The following is a 19,409-nucleotide window of genomic DNA, read 5'->3' as shown; positions in this document are numbered from 1 at the left end:
CCCGATGTTCAACCCCTCCTCCGCGGCCCAGACCGTCGCCTGGGGCGGCTTTGGCCTGGCCGTCGTCTTCGGTGCCATTGCCCAGCGCACGCAGTTCTGCACCATGGGCGCGCTGTCCGACGTGGTCAACATGGGCCACTGGGGTCGGCTGCGCATGTGGGCGCTGGCCATCGCCGTGGCCATCGCCGGCACCGCCGCGCTGGGCTACCTGGGCCTGATCGACGTCGGCCAGGCGGTCACGCTGCGGCCGAAGATGAGCTGGCTCTCGCTGCTGGTGGGGGGCCTATTCTTCGGCGTCGGCATGACGTTGGCGGGCGGCTGCGCCAACAAGAACCTGGTGCGCCTGGGCGGCGGCAGCCTGCGCTCGCTGGTGGTGCTGCTGGTGCTGGCCGTGTCCGCGGGGATGTCGATGAAAGGCCTGTTCGCGCAGTGGCGCGCGAGCTACCTGGACCCGGTGGCGATCGACGTGTCCCTCTACGGCCTCAAGGACCTGGCCTTGCCGACCCTGCTCGCCAAGGCCTCCGGGCTGTCGGCCCCGGCAGCGCTGGCCGGTTGTGCCACGGTCGTCGTGCTGGCGATGCTGGCGTGGATCTTCAGCGACCGGCGCTTCCGCGCCAACCGTGCCCAGGTGCTGGGCGGCGTGGTGCTGGGGGCCCTGATCATCGGCGGCTGGTATGTCAGCGGTCACCTGGGCTACGCCGAGAACCCGGACACGCTGGAAGTGGGCTACCAGGGGACGAATTCGCACACCATCGAGTCGATGAGCTTCGTCGGGCCGCTGGCCTACGGCCTGGAACTGCTGCAGCGCTGGACCGACACCTCGCTGTCGGTCACCTTCGGCATCGCGACGGTGTGCGGCGTGGTCCTGGGCTCGCTGGCCGCCTCGCTGGCCAGCGGCACCTTCCGCTGGGAGGGCTTCGCCTCGTTGAGCGACCTGCGGGCTCAGCTGCTGGGGGCCGTGCTGATGGGTTTCGGCGGCGTCACCGCCCTGGGCTGCACGGTCGGCCAGGGCCTGACCGGGCTGTCGACGATGTCGATCGGATCGCTGCTGGCCGTCATCGGCATCGTGGGCGGCGCGGTGATCACCCTCAAGGCCCTGATCTGGCAGGCCGAGCGCGAGGCCTGAGATCAGCGCGGCAGCCGGCGGCGGCGCGACACCCACTGGCCGATCATCTGCACGATGGTCGGCCAGGGCAGCTCGGTGAAGCTGCCCCAGGTCGCGTGCGCCTGGGCCGCCATGCGGTGCACGTCGCCATCACAGGGGGCGCCCCCTTCGAGCAAGACCTGTCGCAAACCCTCCAACCCGCCGCACTGAAGCTGGAGGGCCTTGGCGTGGATCACGGGCGCCGCGCCGCGCGGCAGCTTCAGCACGAAAGTGGCCCGCTCGCGGAACAAGGCCAACAGCAGGCGACAGTTGGTCTGCGCCACCGGCGAGTTGCAGAAGATCACCTCGCGCTCGCCGTAGCCGCGCCGGCAACCCAGTTCGCAGGAGGCCGTCCTGGCGAGCAGGGCCTTCTCGAACACGCAGGCCGCGGCAGGCGCGCAGCACGCGGGCGCCTCGCCAGGCTTGTCCGGGTCGGCGGTCATCGGACGGCTGGCTCAGTCGTCGCCGGCCGGACCCGGATCGCGGATCTGGCACAGCAGGTTCTCGGCATCGACTTCGTTATCCGCGAACATCACCTTGACCTGTCCGCCCGAGCCGTCGGGCACGGCCGTGCGCAAGGCCTTGGCGTGCGCCGACGCCTCCCGAAAGACCGGGAACTCGGCCAGCTTGTGCAGTTGCGCGAACGGCAGGACGCGATAAACGTAGTACGGCAAGACAGCTCCTAGACATAGAACTTCGAGGCCCGCCGCCGCCCGGGCTTGGCCTTCTGGATGATCACGCCGCGCACCGCCTCGAGCGACGCCAGCGGCTGCTCGGCATAGGCCGGGTTCAACGCGGCGAGGCGCCATGCGCCTTCGCTGCCGCGCAACTGCCGGAAGATCCACTCCTCGCGCGCCCAGGCCAGCACGAACGAGCCGTCGCGCAGGGCGCCATCGGGTTCGATGATGATGATGTCGCCCTCGACGAATTCGGGCGCCATGCTGTCGCCCAGTACCTGCAGCGCAAACGACTCGGCGCCGCTGCAGGCACCGTCTTCGGCCGCTGCGGCGGCCGTGGCGCCGGAGGCGCAGCCGCAGTCGGCACCGCCGCAGCGGCCGCCCGCTGGTGGCAGAGGAGATTCACTGGGGTCAGGCTTCATCGTCGGATTCCGGCAAGGGTCGTCCAGGGTCAGAGCACCAGCGTGTGGCGTTGCGCCGCAGGCACGCCGGCTGCCGCCAGCAGCCCGTCCAGCGGCAGCACGAAGGTCTCCGGCCCGGCGAGGTAGAAGTCGCAGTCGATGTCGAACAGATCGGCTCGCAAGGCGCTGGCCATCTGGCGCACGCCCTCGGCCATGTCGCCATAGGTGCTGGGGGCGTACTCGAAACTGTCCAGCGCCTCGGACCAGGCCCGGCACTGGTTGGCCATGAAGTGGCCGTCGGATCGGGTGGCAAGCCAGTACAGCGAGATCGCCGGTGCGGCGTCCAGCGCCAGCGCGTGTTCGATCAGACTTTTCACCGGCGCGAAACCGGTGTCGCAGGCGGCGAAGACCAACGGCCGGGCACTCTCGCACAGCACGAAATCGCCCAGCGGCCCGCGCACCGAGACCGCGTCCCCGGCCCGCGCGCTGCCACCAAACACCCAGCGGGCAAAGGGATCGTCCTCGTCGCGCGCCACGAGGAAGTGCAGGTTGCGGTCGTCGCAAGGGCAACTGGCGATCGGCAGCGTGGCTTGCACGTCGCCCGTGGCGCCCGCGCGGCCGAGCGTGACCGCCTGCCCCGCCAGGAAGCGCAGGCGGTGGGTCCGCGGCGTCTGCAGGTGCAACAGGCGGGTGTGTTCCGCCAGCGACGAGACGGCGCGTACCTGGGTCACGATCTCCTGCGGTGCGATGTCCTGCGGACCGCGGGCCTCCAGGGTCTCCAGCGTCAGCTCGCTGCTGGCCGCCGTGTGGGCGCACAGCAGCGTGTAGCCCTGCAATTTCTCGGCTTCGGTCAGCACGTAGTCGAACGGCTGGGTCTTGCAGACCTGGCCCGAGATCACGCGGACCTTGCACATGCCGCAGCTGCCATTGCCACAGCCGTAGTTCAGCTTCAGACCGGCCTTCAGCCCCGCCTGCAGCAGGGTGTCGTGGCCCTGTACGCTGAATTCGTGGCCGCTCGGGCGCAGCGTGACCTGTGCCGACATCACCTTGAGCATGTCGTCCATCGCATCCAGCACGTCCACGGTGTCAGTGGCCAGGGCCTCGGCGAGGCCCTGGTCGAGTTCACGCGCCATCCGGGCGCACTCCGGGTCGCCAGCCCGCTGCCGCAGCCGGTCGCGCAGCGAGATCACCAACGCGTGGTAACGCTGCAGGTGGCGGCGCACATCGGCCAGCTCGGTGCTCTGCAGAAACAGGCGCTGGGCCAGCACTTCCTGGCTGGGCAAGGTCCGCTCACGCACCCGCCGCGCGAAGGCATCGTTGCGGATCGCCGCGGTCCGCTCCAGCATGCCGCTGTCTTCGAGCTGGACTTGCGGATACAAGGTCAGCAACGCATCGGTCGAGACCATGCCATCGGCCAGCGGCAGCACGCCGGCGCGCACCTGTTGCTGCAGCACGCCGCGGGCCACCCCGACCAACTGGGCGGCCCGCCAGACGGTGACCCAGTGCGCCATCAGGCCTCCGCCAGGTCCAGCCGGTCCAGGAAGCGCGCGCGGTACAGCAGGCGCGGACGGGCGGGATCGTCGACGAAGGCCTCGCGGTCATGAAGCACGTTGTGGCACACCAGCCCCATGCCGGCCTGCAACTGCACGCGCAGGATGTCGGGCGAGTCTCCCGCCAGCAGGGTCTCCAGCGCCTTGACGGCGGCCCGGGTCGCACTGTCGGGCTTCCATTCGATGCTGCGGGTGCGGGCGGTGTAGCGCAGGTGCAGCGAGCCGCCGAAGGGATCGACCGAGAACACCGGGCCGGATTGGGCTGCGCGGGCGACGCCCTCGTCATCGGTTCGCTCGGGGATGGTCATCGCATCCGGTGCCATCAGCGCCTCGACGTGGCGCGGATCGGCATCGCGCAGCGCGATGTAGGCCAGTTCGTGGTCGAGCAAGGCATTCGCGCCGCCCGAGACGGCGGGCCGGACGCAGTGCAGCAGCATCGACCGGATGCTGCGTTGCGATGGCTGGTAGTAGCCGTCGGTGTGCCAGCGGATCGCCCGGTCGGTGTACGGAATGAAGCCGCCGCGTTCGTCGCGCCGGGTCGACACCTCGATGCTGGCAACGCCGTCCTCGTCGGCCAGCCAGTGTGCGTCCAGCCGCCGCAACCCCAGGGTCGCGGCCAGCGCCAGCGGCAGGCCGGGGTCGGCCTCGGTCACCGGGCTGCGGTAGATCGCCATGTTGGCGCGCCCGCAACGATCGAGCAGCGCGGCGCGTTCGGCCGTCGTGAGGGCCTGCGGATCGGCGACGTCGACGACCAGGTCGGACGCCGTGCGCGGCCGGCACGCAAGCTTGGCTGCGCGCCAGTGCCGATAGGCCGCCGTGTCGTCCAGGTCGAAAGGGCCGCCGAAGCCACGCTGAACCGGATCGGCAAGAGGCATGTCGGTCAAGGTCATGGCGCTCACTCCCCGCGGGTGGCGGCGACGCGACGCTCGCGCCGCGGCGTGGTCGAGAACACACCGGTCATCGCCTGCCGAAGCAAGATCACGGCGTCCGGCGCCTCGGCGCTCATCACCTGCTCGATCGCCCAGCGCCGATCCTTCTCGGGCAGCAGCGGCTCGAGGCGGCTGCCGAAGTAGCGGACGAAACCGAAGTCGGTGCCGTCGCCCTCCGGGTCGAAGCTGAATTCGCCATAACACGGCGCCTGCTCGTTGAAGGCGTCGATCAAGGTTTCGCGCCAGGTCAGGGGGCCGCCGATGGCCGGCCCCAGCCACTCCTGCGCGCTCTCGTCGAAGAGGTCGGCCAGACGCAGCACCATCGCCGCGACGAATTCACCGCGCTGGTCGGCATCCAGCCGCGCATGCGCCATCCGATCGGCCACGAGCGCCAGGAACACCGCCGCCTCGCGCAGGAAGTCGAAGTAGCGCGGTCCGACGTCGATGTCGAAATCGGCCTTGCGCATGCGCTTCAGCATCTCCTGAGCCAGGCGCCAGACCACCGCCGCCATCGCGCTGGCACGATCGGCCGCGCTGCGCGGCGATTCGGCCCTGAACCACTCGGTCTTGAGCCTCAGCGCCATGCGCATCCCCGATCGGAACCGGACATCAGTACCCGCCCTTGCCCAGCGGCTGGGGCAGGCCGGCGACCTTGGCCGCCTGTTTGGCCGGTCCGACCGGAAACAGGTCGTACAAGGCCTTGCTGTCCACGCCGGGCCAGAACTCGGCCACGCCCTTGAGCATGTTGCGGAAGTTGGGCGTGTGCCCCTGCTCGCGGTACTGATCGCGCATGTAGTTGATGACCTGCCAATGCGGATCGCTCAGCGTCAAGCCCTCGGCTTCGGCGATCACAGCGACGATCTCGTCGCTGAAGTCGGGTTCCAGCACATACCCCAGATCGTCGGTCTCGACCTCATTGCCATTGACCATGTAACCCATTGCCGCTGTCTCCTTTCGTCGTTGTCAACACCTCGAATCTCGGGTTCGCGCCGGGCCGCGCCGTCGCCCGTCAGCCGCCGACGGCGGCCGCGGATTTGTGCGGCACGAACAGGCCGCAACCGAGCCATCGCCAGGGCCCCAGTCCGTCGGCCTGCATGCGCAGCGAATCGGTCCTCGAAAGACCGTGCAGCATCAGGCTGTAGCCCGTCAAATCGCCCTGTGGCCCGGCGATGCGCTGGACCCGGCCGCAGATCGGCTCGGCCCGCACCGCCAGCGCCTGCAACTGCTGCAGGCAGCGTGCCACGAACGAGACTTCGTCGTCGCCCTCGGCGTCGACGAAGTGGGCGTACAGCGTGGTGTGCGGCGTCAACTCGCGCAGCACCGGGTCACCCAGGCGCGCATCGCCGCAGTCCGGCCCCAGCGGGCGGCCCGCCAAGGCGGTCGCCTCGGCGGTCTGGGCCCGCGGCAGGCGCAGCAACAGCCGGGCGCGGTGAGGCAGCAAGGCTTCGCCGGTGGGGCTCGCCACCGTCTTGAGCGGGTGGACACCGCCACCCGCCGGGCTGCACAGCCAGGGCAGGCGACTCACCAAAGCGCGGCCCAGGGCCAGACGGTATCCGGGCGGCAGCCGAGACGCACTGACCGGGAACGCCAGATCGACCATGTCGACCGGTGCCTCCGGCGCGATCGCGTCGCTGCTCATCGCTCGATCTCCTCGGCCGCGGGCAGTCCGTTGCCGCGGGGCTGGGCCGCGGCCCACCGAAGCAAGGCCTCGCCCCAGGCGGCGGCGGTGGCCGGATCGATGTCGAAGATCGTGAAACGGCTGCGCTCGCGGATGCGCGTGCGCAGCAGGCTCATGCCGCCGCCTTCGAAATCGACCTGCTGAAGTTCGATCTCCTGCCCTCCGAGCGGCACGCGCAACTTGTCCAATGGGGTGATGACCGGCATCCGGCGATTGAGCCCAAGTCCACCCGCAGGCGTCCATACCCGGCACGGGTGGCGCGCGCATACCCCTTCTGGGTAGGTTCCTCCCACCCGGAAGGGGCGGCGGCTGGATACCCAACGAGAGTGATAGCGCGGGGTCGGCCCCCACCCTAGCATCCGTCTCAACCCAATCGACCGCACGAGTCGGGGGAACGAGATTGCTCGGCAGGTCGATCGCGCCGCCGTCCGTCACGCACACAGGAGACAGGCCATGGCCAAGAAGATGCACGACACACCGATGCTCGACGAGCTCGAATCGGGGCCCTGGCCCAGTTTCGTCACCGGGCTCAAGCGCCTGGCGAAGGACAAGGACTACATGGTCGACCTGCTCGGCCAGCTCGAAACCAGCTACCGCACCCGCAAAGGCTATTGGAAGGGCGGCACGGTGGGCGTGGTCGGCTATGGCGGCGGCGTGATCCCGCGCTTCACCGAACTTAAGGACGAGCAGGGCCAGCCGCTGTTCAAGGATGCCGCGGAGTTCCACACGCTGCGCGTCCAGCCGCCGGCCGGCATGCACTACAACACCGACGTGCTGCGCAAGATGTGCGACATCTGGGAAAAGCACGGCTCGGGCCTGATCGCCTTCCACGGGCAGTCGGGCGACATCATGTTCCAGGGTGCCAAGACCGCCGACGTGCAGGGCGCGTTCGACGAGCTCAACGAACTCGGCTTCGACCTTGGCGGCGCCGGGCCCGCGGTCCGCACCTCGATGAGCTGCGTCGGCGCCGCGCGCTGCGAACAGAGTTGCTACGACGAAGGCAAGGCGCACCGGCAGGTGATCAACACCTTCCTGGACGACATCCACCGCCCGGCGCTGCCCTACAAGTTCAAGTTCAAGTTCTCGGGCTGCCCGAACGACTGCATGAACTCGATCCAGCGCTCCGACATGGCGGTGATCGGCACCTGGCGCGACAACATGCGCAGCGACGAGGCGCTGGCGCGCAAGTGGTTCGACAAGCACGGCATGAACGAGCTGGTCAACGACGTCATCTCGCGCTGCCCCACCAAGACCATCCTGCTCAAGGAGGTCAAGGACGTCGCCACCGGGCCGCACATCACCAGCGTCAAGGTCAGCGACAGCCACGCGCTGGAGATCGACAACAGCAACTGCGTGCGCTGCATGCACTGCATCAACGTGATGACCGGCGCGCTGGCCAAGGGCACCGACACCGGCGCCACCATCCTGGTCGGCGGCAAGCGCACGCTGAAGATCGGCGACCTGATGGGCACGGTCGTGGTGCCGTTCATGCCGCTGAAGACCGAGGAAGACTACGAGGCCCTGGTCGAACTCGGCCAGAAGATCATCGACTTCTTCGCCGAGAACGCGCTGGAGCATGAGCGCACCGGCGAAATGATCGAGCGCATCGGCCTGGTCAACTTCCTCGAAGGCATCGAGCTGGAGATCGACCCCAACATGGTCTCCACGCCGCGCACCAACCCGTACGTGCGCACCGACGGCTGGGACGACGAGGTCGCCCGAATCCAGGCCAAGAAGGCTGCGGCCTGACCGATCCGGCCGAGCGCCCCGCACCACGCATCCGTCGGCGGCTCCGGAGCCGCCGGCGCCCCTTCCCTCCCTGCAGACGAGACACCTCATGGCCACAGCAATGCGAGCGCCCATCGAGAGCGGCGTGCCGGACAACAAGCAGTTCCTGCACCCCACGCTGCTGAAGAACTACGGCAACTGGAAATACCACGACCGGCCCCGGCCCGGCGTGCTGCACCATGTCTCGCACAGCGGTGACGAGGTGTGGAGCGTGCGCGCCGGCACGCAACGGCAGATGGACGTCTACACGATCCGAAAGCTCTGCGACATCGCCGACACCTACGCCGAGGGGCATGTGCGCTTCACGATCCGCTCGAACATCGAGTTCATGGTCAGCGACCCGAACAAGGTGGCGCCGCTGATCGAGGCGCTGCAGAGCAACGGCTTCCCGGTCGGCGGCACCGGCAACTCGGTGTCAATGATCGCCCACACCCAGGGCTGGCTGCACTGCGACATCCCGGGCACCGATGCCTCGGGCGCCGTCAAGGCCTTGATGGACGAGCTGCACGAGGAGTTCATCCGCGAGGACATGCCCAACCGGGTGCACCTGTCCACCAGCTGCTGCGAGATCAACTGCGGTGGCCAGGCCGACATCGCGATCATCGTGCAGCACACCAAGCCGCCGAAGATCAACCATGACCTGGTGGCCAATGTCTGCGAACGCCCCGCGGTGGTGGCCCGCTGCCCGGTGGCTGCGATCCGCCCGGCGCTGGTCAACGGCAAGCCGACGCTGGAGGTCGACGAGAAGAAATGCATCTGCTGCGGCGCCTGCTACCCGCCGTGCCCGCCGATGCAGATCAACGACCCGGAGCACTCCAAGCTGGCGATCTGGGTCGGTGGCAAGAACTCCAACGCGCGGGGCAAGCCCACCTTCATGAAGATGGTGGCGTCGGGCCTGCCGAACAATCCGCCGCGCTGGCCCGAGGTGTCGGAAATCGTCAAGCGGATCCTGCACGTCTACAAGAACGATGCCCGCTCGTGGGAGCGGCTGTCCGACTGGATCGAGCGCATCGGCTGGCCGCGCTTTTTCGAGAAGTGCGACCTCCCGTTCACGAAGTACCTGATCGACGACTGGCGGGGTTCGCGCGCCAATCTGAACGCCTCGACCCACATCCGCTTCTGACCCGCTTCTGACCGGAACCTTGACGTCATGAAATTTGGATTGCTCGTCAGCGAGGGGCCCTACACCCACCAGGCGCCTGACACGGCCTACCAGTTCGCCGTCGCGGCGCTGGCCAAGGGTCACGAGATCCACCGGATCTTCTTCTATCACGATGGCGTCCTCAACGCGACCCGCCTGACCGAGCCGCCGCAGGACGACCGCCACATCGTCAACCGCTGGTCGGCGCTGGCCGAGCAGCACAAGGTGGACCTGGTGGTGTGCGTGGCCGCCGCGCTGCGTCGCGGCATCAAGGACGAGGTGCTGGCCCCCGGCTTTCGCATCTCGGGCCTGGGCCAGCTGGTCGACAGCGGCATCAAGGCCGACCGCGTCGTCGTTTTCGGAGACTGACCATGACCGCCGCCAATCGCATCAAGAAAGTCATGTTCGTCAACCGCAAGGCGCCCTACGGAACGATCTATGCGCTGGAGAGCCTGGAGGTGGTGCTGATCACCGCGACCTTCGATCAGGACGTCAGCCTGGTCTTCCTGGACGACGGCGTCTACGAGCTCGCCAAGGGCCAGAAGACGCAAGGCATCGGCATCAAGAACTTTTCCCCCACCTACCGCGCGCTGGACGGCTACGACGTCGAGAAACTGTACGTGGAACGCGCCTCGCTGGAATCGCGCGGACTGACCGAGGACGATCTGCTGGTGGACGTCGAGGTGCTCGACAGCCAGGCCATGAGCGCGCTGATGGCCGAGCAGGACGTGATCCTGAGCTTCTAGAACCCCCACGCCATGCTGCACATCGTCAACAAGTCCCCCTCGCAGAGCCAGACCCTCGACAGCTGCCTGCGCCTGGCCCAGCCCGGCCACAGCGTGCTGCTGATCGAGGACGGCGTCTATGCCGCCACCGCCGGCAGCGCTGCGGCGCAACGTCTGCGGCAGGCCTTGCCTGGGCTGAAGGTCTACGCCCTCCAGCCCGATGTCGACGCCCGCGGGATGGCCGACCGGCTGGCGCAAGGCATCGCGACGGTGGACTATGCCGGCTTCGTCGATCTGGTCGCCGACCACACCGCCGTTCAGTCCTGGCTTTGAACCCTGAGCAACCCAACCACATCACACCCCCGTCAGGAGACACCCATGGGAATCGAAGTCAACGGCAAGACCTACGAAACGGACGAAGAAGGCTACCTGCTGAACCTCGCCGATTGGAATGAAGACATCGGCAAGCTGCTGGCGCAGGGCGAGAACGTCGAGATGACGCCCGCCCACTGGGAGGTGGTGAACTTCCTGCGCGACTACTACAACGAGTACCAGATCGCCCCGGCCGTCCGCGTGCTGACCAAGGCGATCGGCAAGCAGCTCGGCCCGGAAAAGGGCAACAGCAAGTACCTCTACGAACTGTTCCCCTACGGCCCGGCCAAGCAGGCTTGCAAGATCGCCGGCCTGCCCAAGCCCACCGGCTGCGTCTGACGCCGCCCGCCGCGCCTTCGCTCCCTCTTCAAAGGCACTGTCCGTGTCGATGCTGTCGCTCGCCTATGCGGCGCTGTTCTACGCCGCCACCGCCATCCTGGTGATCGGATTGGCGCGCAAGATCGCGCTGTATTGGCGTACGCCGGCGCCGTTGAAGATCGCCACCACCCCGGCACCGCTCGACGCGACCGGCGTGAGCCTGCGCATGGCGCGCGAAGTGGTGCTGTTCGAGAGCCTGTTCAAGTCCAGCAAGTGGACCTGGCTCTTCGGCTGGGTCTTCCATGGTGCCCTGCTGCTGGTGCTGCTGCGGCATGGCCGGTATTTTCAGCAGCCGGTCTGGACGGTGACGGCGCTGATCCAGCCCTTCGGCGTCTACGCCTCGTTCGCGATGGTGGCCGGGCTGGCCGGCCTGTGGGCCCGCCGCGTCCTGGTCGACCGGGTGCGCTACATCTCCACGCCGTCCGACCACCTGATGCTGGCACTGCTGCTGGGCATCGCGCTGTCGGGCATGGCGATGCGCTTCGTCACCCGCACCGACATCATCGCGGTCAAGGCCTTCATGCTCGGGCTGATGCGCCTGGACCTGCAGCCGCTGCCGGCGGATCCGATCCTGCTGGCGCATCTGGCTTTGGTGGCCACGCTGATGATCATCTTTCCGATCAGCAAGCTGCTGCATGCGCCGGGCCTGTTCTTCAGCCCGACCCGCAACCAGACCGACGACCCCCGTGAACACCGCCACGTCTCCGCCTGGGCCTCCGCGCTCGAGAAGTAAGCCAGGAACCCTGCTGTCATGGCCACTGCCGCGTTCGACACCCCCAAGCTCAAGCCCTACCCGGTCATTCCGCTGGTGGCCGAGGGCGCCATGGCGCACAGCAAGCCCTTCATTGCCTCGCCCGCGCTCCAGACCAATCTGGGCTTTCCCGGCGAGTTGACCGACGGCTGGGAGCAACGCGCCATTGCCCGGATGGGCGAGCTGCTCGGCAAATACCGCTCGCTGCAGGTCTACATGGACGCCTGCGTGCACTGTGGCGCCTGCTCCGACAAGTGCCATTACTTCCTGGGCACCGGCGATCCCAAGAACATGCCCGTGGCGCGCCAGGACCTGATGCGATCGGTCTATCGGCGCTACTTCACGTTTGCCGGCAAGCACTTCCCGAAGCTGGTCGGCGCGGTCGACCTGACCAAGGAGGTGTTGGACCAGTGGTGGAGCTACTACAACCAATGCTCCGAATGCCGGCGCTGCTCCGTGTTCTGTCCCTATGGCATCGACACCGCCGAGGTCACGATGGCCGCGCGCGAGATCATGGACTCGATCGGCGTGGGCCAGAAGTACGCCAACGAGATCCTCGGCAAGGTCCATCGCATCGGCAACAACCTCGGCATCCCCGAAGCCGCGTTGGCCGACACGCTGGCCGGCCTGGAGGAGGACACCAAGGACGAGACCGGCGTCGACGTGCGCTTCCCGCTCGACGAGGCCGGTGCCGAAGTCCTGCTGATCACCCCGTCGGCCGACTTCTTCTCCGAACCCCACGTCGAGAGCCTGATCGGCTACGCCAAGGTGTTTCACGCGGCGGGCGTCAAGTGGACCCTGAGCTCCAAGGCCAGCGAAGCGGCGAACTTCGCGCTGTTCATCGGCAACTACGAGCAGATGCGCAAGGTCTCGCTGCGCATCAAGGAAGCCGCCCAGGAACTCGGCGTCAAACGCATCGTCGTCGGCGAATGCGGCCATGCCTGGCGGGTCGCCTACAGCTTCTGGAACACCTTGATCGGCCCGTTCGACTGGCTCGACCCGCGCTACCCGGTGCCGCAGCACATCTGCGAATTCACGCTCGACCTGATCCAGCGCGGCGTCCTGACCTTCGATAAAAGCCGCAACGACGACAAGATCGTCACCTTCCATGACTCCTGCAACGTGGCCCGCGCCTCCCGCATGGGCCCGACGCCGGGTGGTCAGTTCACCATTCCGCGCGAAATCATCAAGGCCGTCGCCAACCACTTCCATGAGATGGCGCCAGGGACCACCCATGAAGCCACCTTCTGCTGCGGCGGCGGCGGCGGCCTGTTGACCGACGACCTGCTCGAACTGCGGGTCAAGGGTGCGTTGCCGCGCATGGAAGCGCTCAAGACGGTGGTCGACCAGCATCAGGTGAACTTCATGGCCGCCATCTGCGCGATCTGCAAGGCCCAGTTCACCAAGGTCTTGCCCTACTACGGCTTTGACATGCGATTGATCGGCGGCGTGCACCAGTTGGTCAGCAAGGCCATCGTGCTCGACGCCGAACCCCAAGAACCCTAGGAGACACCGCCATGGCCAACACCGCCGATACCGGCTCCGTCCAGCCGCTGACCTTCCGCCGCTACAAGGATGGCGATGCCAAGCCGCTGCCCTGGCAGCAGGAGATCTTCGACGCCGACCACACCCACAAGTGCCCCACCTACATCCAGAGCACGCCGCCGTGCCAGGGCAGCTGCCCGTCGGGTGAGGACATCCGCGGCTACCTGAACATCGTGCGCGGCATGGAAAAGCCGCCGGCCGGCATGGCCTGGCAGGAATACGCCTGGCGCCGCCTGACCGAGGCCAATCCGTTGCCGTCGGTGATGGGCCGGGTCTGCCCCGCGCCCTGCGAATCGGGCTGCAACCGCAACGAGGTGGAGGACTTCGTCGGCATCAACTCGGTCGAGCATTTCCTGGGCGAATACGCGATCGCCAACAAGCTGGCGTTTCCCAAGCCCGAGCAGCTCACCGGCAAGAAGGTGGCGGTGATCGGCGGCGGGCCGGCCGGGCTCTCAACCGCCTACCAGCTGGCACGCAAAGGCCATTCGGTCACGATCTTCGACGAACGTCAGGCGCTGGGCGGCATGATGCGCTACGGCATTCCGGGCTTTCGCACGCCGCGCGCGGTGCTGGATGCCGAGATCCAGCGCATCCTGGACCTGGGCGTGACGGCCATGATGAACTGCCGCATCGGCACCGACATCACGATGGAGCAGATCCGCGCCGACTTCGATGCGGTCTTCCTCGGCCTGGGCGCTCAGGCGGGCCGCGCGCTGGCGGTGGAAGGCGCCGAGGCCCCCAACTGCGTCACCGCCACCGCGTTCCTGAAGGCCTTCAACGACGGGCGCATGCGCCACGTCGGCAAGCGGGTGGTCGTCGTCGGCGGCGGCGACACCTCGATCGACGTGGCCACCGTGGCCCGCCGCCTCGGCCACATCGAGAGCAGCCACGAGAGCGACCGGCCCGAGCGCGCGATCGCCGGCCACGTGGCCCACGACGTCGCGGAGGCCTCGGCCCGGCAAGGCGCCGAGGTCACCCTCACGTCCATCTTCCAGATCGACAAGATGCAGGCCAGCAAGCACGAGGTCGAGCACGCGCTGGCCGAAGGCATCTCGATCCGCGGCGGCATGGTGCCGCTGGCGGTGATCCGCGACGCCTCGGGCCGCGCCACGGCGCTGCGGGTGGCCCGCTGTGAGGCCAAGATCAGCGGCGGCAAGCTGGAGGTCAAGACCCTCGAAGGCACCGAGGAAGACATCGAGGCCGACCTGATCGTCTCGGCGATCGGCCAGGCGGTCGATTTCACCGGCCTCGACAACCTCAACAACGGCCGCGGCGGCATCAATGCCGACAAGAACTACCAGGTGCAGGGCCAGGCCGGCCTGTTCGTCGGCGGCGACGTGGTGCGCCCGCACCTGCTCACCACCGCGATCGGCCATGGCGCGATCGCCGCGGAGGGCATCGATCGGCACCTGCGCGGCGAACCGCTGGACAAACGCCCGAAGATCGACGTCCACGCCTTCGACCTGAAGCGCAAGCTGATCGAGAAGGGCTTGCCGCTGACCGAGGTGAACGAGCCCTTGCGGGGCACCGACAGCCGCAGCGGCGTGGTCCACAACTTCGACAACCGCTCCGACCGTTACGTCATTCCCCACGAAGACCTGTTCCTGGGTCACTTCAACCACACCCCGCGTCTGCGCCGCAAGATCGTCACGCTGGACGCCGAGAGCGCACTCAACAACTTCGAGGAACGGCTGCTGCCGCTGACCGAGGCCGAGGCCCAGGCCGAGGCCAAGCGCTGCATGAGCTGCGGCCTGTGCTTCGAGTGCGACAACTGCGTCGTCTACTGCCCGCAGACCGCGGTGTTCAAGGTGCCCAAGGCCAAGGCGACCACCGGCCGCTATGTCGACACCGACTACGACAAGTGCATCGGTTGCCACATCTGCCACGACGTCTGCCCGACCGGCTACATCCAGATGGGCCTGGGGGAGTGAGTCGATGAGTCGACCGTCCCCGCAGCGTACCGGCGCAAGCGCCTCCCCCGGCGGATCGCGCAGCTTCGAGTGGGCCTTCGCGCTGGTGCTGTCGGCGCTCGCGCTGGCCTTGCTGCTCGGCGCTGCGCCGGCCGCCCGGGCCCAGACGGTCGAGGCCGGGCGCACGCCGGTGCCGGCGGTCGAGCCGGCGCGCGGCGGTCACTGCGTCGCCGATCCGGCCTACATGCGACTGCACCACATGGACCTGCTGCGGCATCAGCGCGACGACACGGTCCACCACGGCAATCGGGCGGCGCCCTACAGCCTGAAGGCCTGCATCGAATGCCACGCCAGCCTGAAGACGAACAGCGTCGTGGCGTCGCCCGAGAACTTCTGCCAGAGCTGCCACCGCTACGCCGCCGTGAAGATCGACTGTTTCGAATGCCACGCCAGCCAGCCGGCCGGCACCACCACCGCCTCGGCGAAACAGCCATGACCACGCCCGAATCCACCGAAGGCTCCGCCGCCCTGCCCGCACGCCGCAGCTTCCTGGGCGCGGCCGGCGCCCTGGGCGCGGGCTTGCTGCTCGCCCCCGGCATCCACCTCATCGAAGTGGCCCGCGCCGCGCCGCAGACCGGCACCCGCCCGGGCGTGCGCTGGGGAATGTTGATCGACACCACGCGCTGCGATCCGAACTGCAACGACTGCGTCACCGCCTGCACCCGCGAGAACGGACTGCCCGAGACCCCCAGCCCGACCTCGTCGCAGTGGATACGCAAGGTGGCGATCAAGGACATCTCGACCGGCCGCGAGCAGTCGCTGCCGGTGATGTGCCAGCACTGCGCCGAGCCGCCCTGCGTCGATGTCTGCCCGACCGGCGCGTCGTTCAAGCGCGCCGACGGCATCGTGCTGGTCGACCGCCATGCCTGCATCGGCTGCCGCTACTGCATGATGGCTTGCCCCTACAAGGCGCGCTCCTTCGTGCACGAACCGGTGCACGACCAGCGCCCCGACGTGCCGCGCGGCCAGGGTTGCGTCGAGGGCTGCACGATGTGCGTCCAGCGCATCGACCGCGGCGAATCGACCACCGCCTGCGCCGAAGCCTGTGCCAAGGCCGGCCATGGCGCGATCGTGTTCGGCGACCTGAACGATCCGAACAGCGACATCGCTCGCCGGGTCCGCGCGGTCAGCAGCGTTGCGCTGCGCGCCGATCTGAAGCTGGACCCCGGTGTCCGCTACGAGGGACTCTGACATGACCCGCCGCGCCTCCCCCGGCCTGTACACGCTGCAGGAACGCATGTTCTACGTGCTGCTGGTGATCGGCGGCCTTGTGACCGGCGTCGGACTGCTGGCCGCCCACTACATGGAAGAACACGGCCATGGGGTGACCGGCATGAACAACCAGGTCGTCTGGGGCCTGCCGCATGTGTTCGCGATCTTCCTGATCGTCGCCGCGTCGGGCGTGCTCAACGTCGCCTCGATCGGCTCGGTGTTCGGCAAGGTGATCTACAAGAAGCGGGCCCCGCTGTCGGGCCTGCTGACGCTGGCGATGCTGGCCGGTGGCCTGTTCGTGCTGATGCTGGATCTGGGTCGGCCGGACCGGGTCATCGTCGCCGCCACGCACTACAACTTCCATTCGGTCTTCGCCTGGAACGTGTTCCTGTATTCGGGCATGTTCGCCATCGTCGCGCTGTACCTGTGGACGATGTTCGAGCGCCGCATGAACACCTACTCCAAGCTCGCCGGCATGGCTGCGCTGGCCTGGCGCTTCGTGCTGACCACCGGGACCGGCTCGATCTTCGGCTTTCTGGTGGCACGCCAGGCCTACCAGTCGGCGGTGCTGGCTCCGATGTTCATCGTGCTGTCGTTCGGCTGGGGGCTGGCCGTGTTCCTGATCGTCCAGACCGCGATGTACCGCTGGAACGGCCTGCAGATGCCGGCCGAGATCCGCCAGCGCATGGCCCGCCTGCTGGGGATCTTCGTGATGGGCGCCGCCTACCTGGTGGCCGTCTATCACCTCACCAACCTCTATTTCGCCCGCGAAGGCAGTTTCGAAACCTTCATCCTGCGCGACGGCGGCGTGTTTCCGGCCCTGTTCTGGCTGGGCTACGTCGCGCTGGGCACGCTGCTGCCGCTGGCGCTGCTCTACCACCCGCGGCTGGGCGGCACCCGCTGCGTGTTGATCGCCTCGGTGCTGGTGGTGCTGGGAGCCCTGGCCTTTCTCTTCGTCTTCATCATCGGCGGCCAGGCGTTCCCGCTGGACATCTTCCCGGGACATCTCGTCAGCAGCAGTTTCGGCGACGGTGCGATCACTGCCTACCAGCCCAGCCTGCCCGAAGCCCTGCTGGGATTGGGCGGCATCGGCGCGGCCTTCGTGCTGACCACGGTGGGCGTTCGGGTGCTCGACTTCCTGCCGCAGGACGACTTCGCCGCGCTCAAGGCGGCTGCCCATGACTGAGATGCGCCCCCCCTCCGGACGCGCCGCCCCGGCCGCGGCCGGGCCATGCTGGATGGTGGCCGCGGCCCACAAGTCGTCGGGCAAGACGACGCTGAGCATTGGTTTGGCGGCTGCGCTGACCGGGCGCGGCCTGGCGGTGCAGACCTTCAAGAAGGGCCCGGACTACATCGACCCGATGTGGTTGTCGCGCGCCAGCGGCCGCCCCTGCATCAACCTCGACCCCTACCTGATGAGCGAAGCCGAGATCCGAATCGCCTTCGCGGCCCGACGCGCTGGCACGGACATCGCCTTCATCGAGGCCAACAAGGGCTTGTACGATGGCCTCGCGCTGGATGGCAGCAACTGCAACGCCGCGCTGGCCAAGCAGCTCGGGCTGCCCGTGGTGCTGGTGCTGGACGCCCGCGGCATGACCCGCGGCATTGCGCCGCTGATCCTCGGCTACCAGGCGTTCGACCGCGAGCTGTGCTTCGCCGGTGTGATCCTGAACCAGCTCGGGGGCTCCCGGCACGAGGCCAAGCTGCGCTCGGTGATCGAACACTACACCGACCTGGAGGTGCTGGGCGCCCTCCAGCACGACCCGTCGCTGGCCCTATCCGAGCGGCACCTGGGCCTGACACCCGATGCCGAATTGGGCGATGCCGCTGCGCGCATCGCGGCGCTGGGCGAAGCCGTTTCAGCGCAGGTCGACCTCGACCGCCTGCTGGACTGCAGCGTCCGCCCGACGCCGGCGGCGCCTCCCGCGCTGCGCTGGCCCCGGGCGCCGGAGACCGGGGCTGCCGCGCAAACCCTGAGGCCGGTGCGCCTGGGCATCGCCCGCGACGCCGCCTTCGGCTTCTACTACCCCGACGACCTGGCCGCGCTGGAAGCAGCCGGTGCCGAGCTGGTGCCCTTCGACACGCTGAACGACCCCGCGCTGCCTGCCGACCTGGACGGCCTGTTCATCGGCGGCGGCTTTCCGGAAATGTTCCTGGACCGGCTGCACGCCAATGGTGCCCTGCGCACCGAGGTGCGCCAGGCGATCGAAGGCGGCCTGCCCAGCTATGCCGAGTGCGGCGGCCTGATGTACCTGGCGCGCTCGATCAGCTGGCAAGGTCGCCGCATCGAGATGGCAGGCGTGATTCCGGGCGATGTGTTGATGCACGAGCGCCCGGTCGGCCGCGGCTACGTGCATCTGGCCGAGACGGCGGACTTTCCCTGGCCCGCGCTGCCGCCGCAGGAAGGCGGCTCGGCCACGCCGGAACGCCGCGCCCATGAATTCCACCATTCCAGCCTGGAAGGCCTGCCGGCCGACAGCCGCTTCGCCTACCAAGTGCTGAGAGGCCACGGCATCACCGGCCGGCAGGACGGGCTGTGCCTGCACCGCCTGATGGCGTCTTACACCCACCTTCGCCATGTTGGCGAGAACCACTGGCCGGCCCGTTTCGTGGCCTATGTCCGGGATTGCCGACGCCTCGATGCGCCGTCGCGATCCGCGGCGCTCGCCCCGCAGGGCAAGGACGCCCCCAGGATCGATCCGGCCCTGCACCCCGACCAGGAGCCGCTCCCATGTTCAGCCTGAGCCCTGCCGCTGCGGCACAGATCCTGCTTTCTGCCCGGCAGTCCGGCTGCGAGGGGGCCGCGTTGCGGGTCGCGGCCCAGCGCGGTGCCGATGGCGACCTGAGCTACGGCATGGGGTTCGACGACCCGCAAGACGATGACCAGACGCTGGTCTTCGAGGGCGTGACCGTGTTGATCGGCCTGGGCAGCCAGGAACTGCTGGCGGGTACCCAGCTGGATTTCGTCGAATTGGAGCCCGGCCAACCCACATTCATCTTCATTCCGCCACCCGCCACCACCGAGGCCAGCGCGGGCGCCTGCGGCCACGGGGGCTGCAGCGGCTGCAGTCAACACTGATGCCGCGTCCCCTTCGGTCCTGCCGACTTCTTCCGCCGTCGTACGATGCGCCCTGACACCGTCCCGTTG

At 68.1% G+C, this 19,409-nt stretch carries 24 protein-coding genes; 15 read left to right on the top strand and 9 right to left on the bottom strand.

The features are described 5' to 3' along the window. The first annotated feature begins 4 nt into the window (after nt 1-4). The gene (locus tag AC0N04_RS12700) at nt 5-1,126 is read left to right on the top strand and encodes a YeeE/YedE family protein (RefSeq protein WP_474282173.1); all 1,122 of its coding nucleotides are present in this window, start codon (nt 5-7) and stop codon (nt 1,124-1,126) included. Between the two features lie 2 nt (nt 1,127-1,128). Here AC0N04_RS12700 and AC0N04_RS12695 read toward each other — a convergent pair whose 3' ends face one another. From AC0N04_RS12695 to AC0N04_RS12655, 9 genes are all read right to left on the bottom strand, one after another. Next, a complete protein-coding gene (locus tag AC0N04_RS12695; RefSeq protein ID WP_474282171.1) occupies nt 1,129-1,587 on the bottom strand; it encodes a hypothetical protein in 459 nt (152 codons plus the stop codon). Nucleotides 1,588-1,599: 12 nt separating this feature from the next. After that, a complete protein-coding gene (locus AC0N04_RS12690; RefSeq protein WP_474282169.1) occupies nt 1,600-1,818 on the bottom strand; it encodes a hypothetical protein in 219 nt (72 codons plus the stop codon). Between the two features lie 8 nt (nt 1,819-1,826). Further along, nucleotides 1,827-2,243, bottom strand: coding sequence for a S24 family peptidase (locus AC0N04_RS12685; protein WP_474282167.1), 417 nt, complete (start codon nt 2,241-2,243; stop codon nt 1,827-1,829). A 29-nt stretch (nt 2,244-2,272) separates the two neighbouring features. Then, nucleotides 2,273-3,733, bottom strand: a complete 1,461-nt coding sequence (locus AC0N04_RS12680; RefSeq protein WP_474282165.1) for a 2Fe-2S iron-sulfur cluster-binding protein — start codon at nt 3,731-3,733, stop codon at nt 2,273-2,275. Next, nucleotides 3,733-4,662: a TauD/TfdA family dioxygenase gene (locus AC0N04_RS12675; RefSeq protein ID WP_474282163.1), complete on the bottom strand. Its 930-nt coding sequence runs from the start codon at nt 4,660-4,662 to the stop codon at nt 3,733-3,735. The genes AC0N04_RS12680 and AC0N04_RS12675 overlap by 1 nt, the downstream gene beginning before the upstream one ends. Before the next feature lie 5 nt (nt 4,663-4,667). After that, a complete protein-coding gene (locus tag AC0N04_RS12670; RefSeq protein ID WP_474282161.1) occupies nt 4,668-5,285 on the bottom strand; it encodes a hypothetical protein in 618 nt (205 codons plus the stop codon). A 25-nt stretch (nt 5,286-5,310) separates the two neighbouring features. Beyond that, a complete protein-coding gene (locus tag AC0N04_RS12665) occupies nt 5,311-5,640 on the bottom strand; it encodes a TusE/DsrC/DsvC family sulfur relay protein (RefSeq protein WP_474282159.1) in 330 nt (109 codons plus the stop codon). Nucleotides 5,641-5,710: 70 nt separating this feature from the next. Next, a complete protein-coding gene (cas6, locus tag AC0N04_RS12660) occupies nt 5,711-6,340 on the bottom strand; it encodes a type I-MYXAN CRISPR-associated protein Cas6/Cmx6 (protein WP_474282157.1) in 630 nt (209 codons plus the stop codon). Further along, nucleotides 6,337-6,585 (bottom strand): DUF6967 family protein, encoded by a 249-nt coding sequence (locus AC0N04_RS12655; RefSeq protein WP_474282155.1) that lies wholly within the window; start codon nt 6,583-6,585, stop codon nt 6,337-6,339. Before AC0N04_RS12655 ends, cas6 begins: the two co-directional genes overlap by 4 nt. A 247-nt stretch (nt 6,586-6,832) precedes the next feature. On the opposite strand from AC0N04_RS12655, the gene dsrA reads away from it, so the two are divergent. The 14 genes from dsrA to AC0N04_RS12585 all read left to right on the top strand — a co-directional run bounded on the left by dsrA (nt 6,833) and on the right by AC0N04_RS12585 (nt 19,340). After that, the gene (dsrA, locus tag AC0N04_RS12650; RefSeq protein WP_474282153.1) at nt 6,833-8,128 is read left to right on the top strand and encodes a dissimilatory-type sulfite reductase subunit alpha; all 1,296 of its coding nucleotides are present in this window, start codon (nt 6,833-6,835) and stop codon (nt 8,126-8,128) included. A gap of 88 nt (nt 8,129-8,216) precedes the next feature. Further along, complete coding sequence (gene dsrB / locus AC0N04_RS12645; protein ID WP_474282151.1) at nt 8,217-9,290, top strand: dissimilatory-type sulfite reductase subunit beta; 1,074 nt, start codon at nt 8,217-8,219, stop codon at nt 9,288-9,290. A 27-nt stretch (nt 9,291-9,317) separates the two neighbouring features. Continuing rightward, nucleotides 9,318-9,677, top strand: a complete 360-nt coding sequence (gene tusD / locus AC0N04_RS12640; protein WP_474282149.1) for a sulfurtransferase complex subunit TusD — start codon at nt 9,318-9,320, stop codon at nt 9,675-9,677. A gap of 2 nt (nt 9,678-9,679) precedes the next feature. Beyond that, a complete protein-coding gene (tusC, locus tag AC0N04_RS12635) occupies nt 9,680-10,054 on the top strand; it encodes a sulfurtransferase complex subunit TusC (RefSeq protein WP_474282147.1) in 375 nt (124 codons plus the stop codon). A gap of 12 nt (nt 10,055-10,066) precedes the next feature. Beyond that, nucleotides 10,067-10,366, top strand: a complete 300-nt coding sequence (gene tusB, locus AC0N04_RS12630; RefSeq protein ID WP_474282145.1) for a sulfurtransferase complex subunit TusB — start codon at nt 10,067-10,069, stop codon at nt 10,364-10,366. Nucleotides 10,367-10,411: 45 nt separating this feature from the next. Beyond that, nucleotides 10,412-10,744: a TusE/DsrC/DsvC family sulfur relay protein gene (locus tag AC0N04_RS12625; protein ID WP_474282143.1), complete on the top strand. Its 333-nt coding sequence runs from the start codon at nt 10,412-10,414 to the stop codon at nt 10,742-10,744. Nucleotides 10,745-10,793: 49 nt separating this feature from the next. Further along, entirely contained in the window at nt 10,794-11,516 is a 723-nt protein-coding gene (locus AC0N04_RS12620; RefSeq protein ID WP_474283061.1) for a respiratory nitrate reductase subunit gamma, read from the top strand. An 18-nt stretch (nt 11,517-11,534) separates the two neighbouring features. Further along, on the top strand, nt 11,535-13,040 hold the full coding sequence (dsrK, locus tag AC0N04_RS12615) for a sulfate reduction electron transfer complex DsrMKJOP subunit DsrK (RefSeq protein ID WP_474282141.1): 1,506 nt from the start codon (nt 11,535-11,537) through the stop codon (nt 13,038-13,040). Nucleotides 13,041-13,051: 11 nt separating this feature from the next. Continuing rightward, a complete protein-coding gene (locus AC0N04_RS12610; RefSeq protein WP_474282139.1) occupies nt 13,052-15,010 on the top strand; it encodes an NAD(P)-binding protein in 1,959 nt (652 codons plus the stop codon). Nucleotides 15,011-15,014: 4 nt separating this feature from the next. Continuing rightward, nucleotides 15,015-15,485: a hypothetical protein gene (locus AC0N04_RS12605; protein WP_474282137.1), complete on the top strand. Its 471-nt coding sequence runs from the start codon at nt 15,015-15,017 to the stop codon at nt 15,483-15,485. Further along, nucleotides 15,482-16,240: a sulfate reduction electron transfer complex DsrMKJOP subunit DsrO gene (gene dsrO, locus AC0N04_RS12600; protein ID WP_474282135.1), complete on the top strand. Its 759-nt coding sequence runs from the start codon at nt 15,482-15,484 to the stop codon at nt 16,238-16,240. Before AC0N04_RS12605 ends, dsrO begins: the two co-directional genes overlap by 4 nt. Nucleotide 16,241: 1 nt before the next feature. Next, a complete protein-coding gene (nrfD, locus tag AC0N04_RS12595; protein ID WP_474282133.1) occupies nt 16,242-17,447 on the top strand; it encodes an NrfD/PsrC family molybdoenzyme membrane anchor subunit in 1,206 nt (401 codons plus the stop codon). 1 nt (nt 17,448) lies between these two features. After that, the gene (locus tag AC0N04_RS12590; protein WP_474282131.1) at nt 17,449-19,005 is read left to right on the top strand and encodes a cobyrinate a,c-diamide synthase; all 1,557 of its coding nucleotides are present in this window, start codon (nt 17,449-17,451) and stop codon (nt 19,003-19,005) included. Next, nucleotides 18,993-19,340, top strand: a complete 348-nt coding sequence (locus tag AC0N04_RS12585) for a HesB/IscA family protein (protein WP_474282129.1) — start codon at nt 18,993-18,995, stop codon at nt 19,338-19,340. Before AC0N04_RS12590 ends, AC0N04_RS12585 begins: the two co-directional genes overlap by 13 nt. Nucleotides 19,341-19,409 lie beyond the last annotated feature (69 nt).

It is taken from the genome of Ideonella sp. sgz306126 (genome assembly GCF_056032705.1).
The sequence above is the reverse complement of the archived record's forward strand: the minus strand, read 5'-3'. Positions and strand labels throughout refer to the sequence as shown.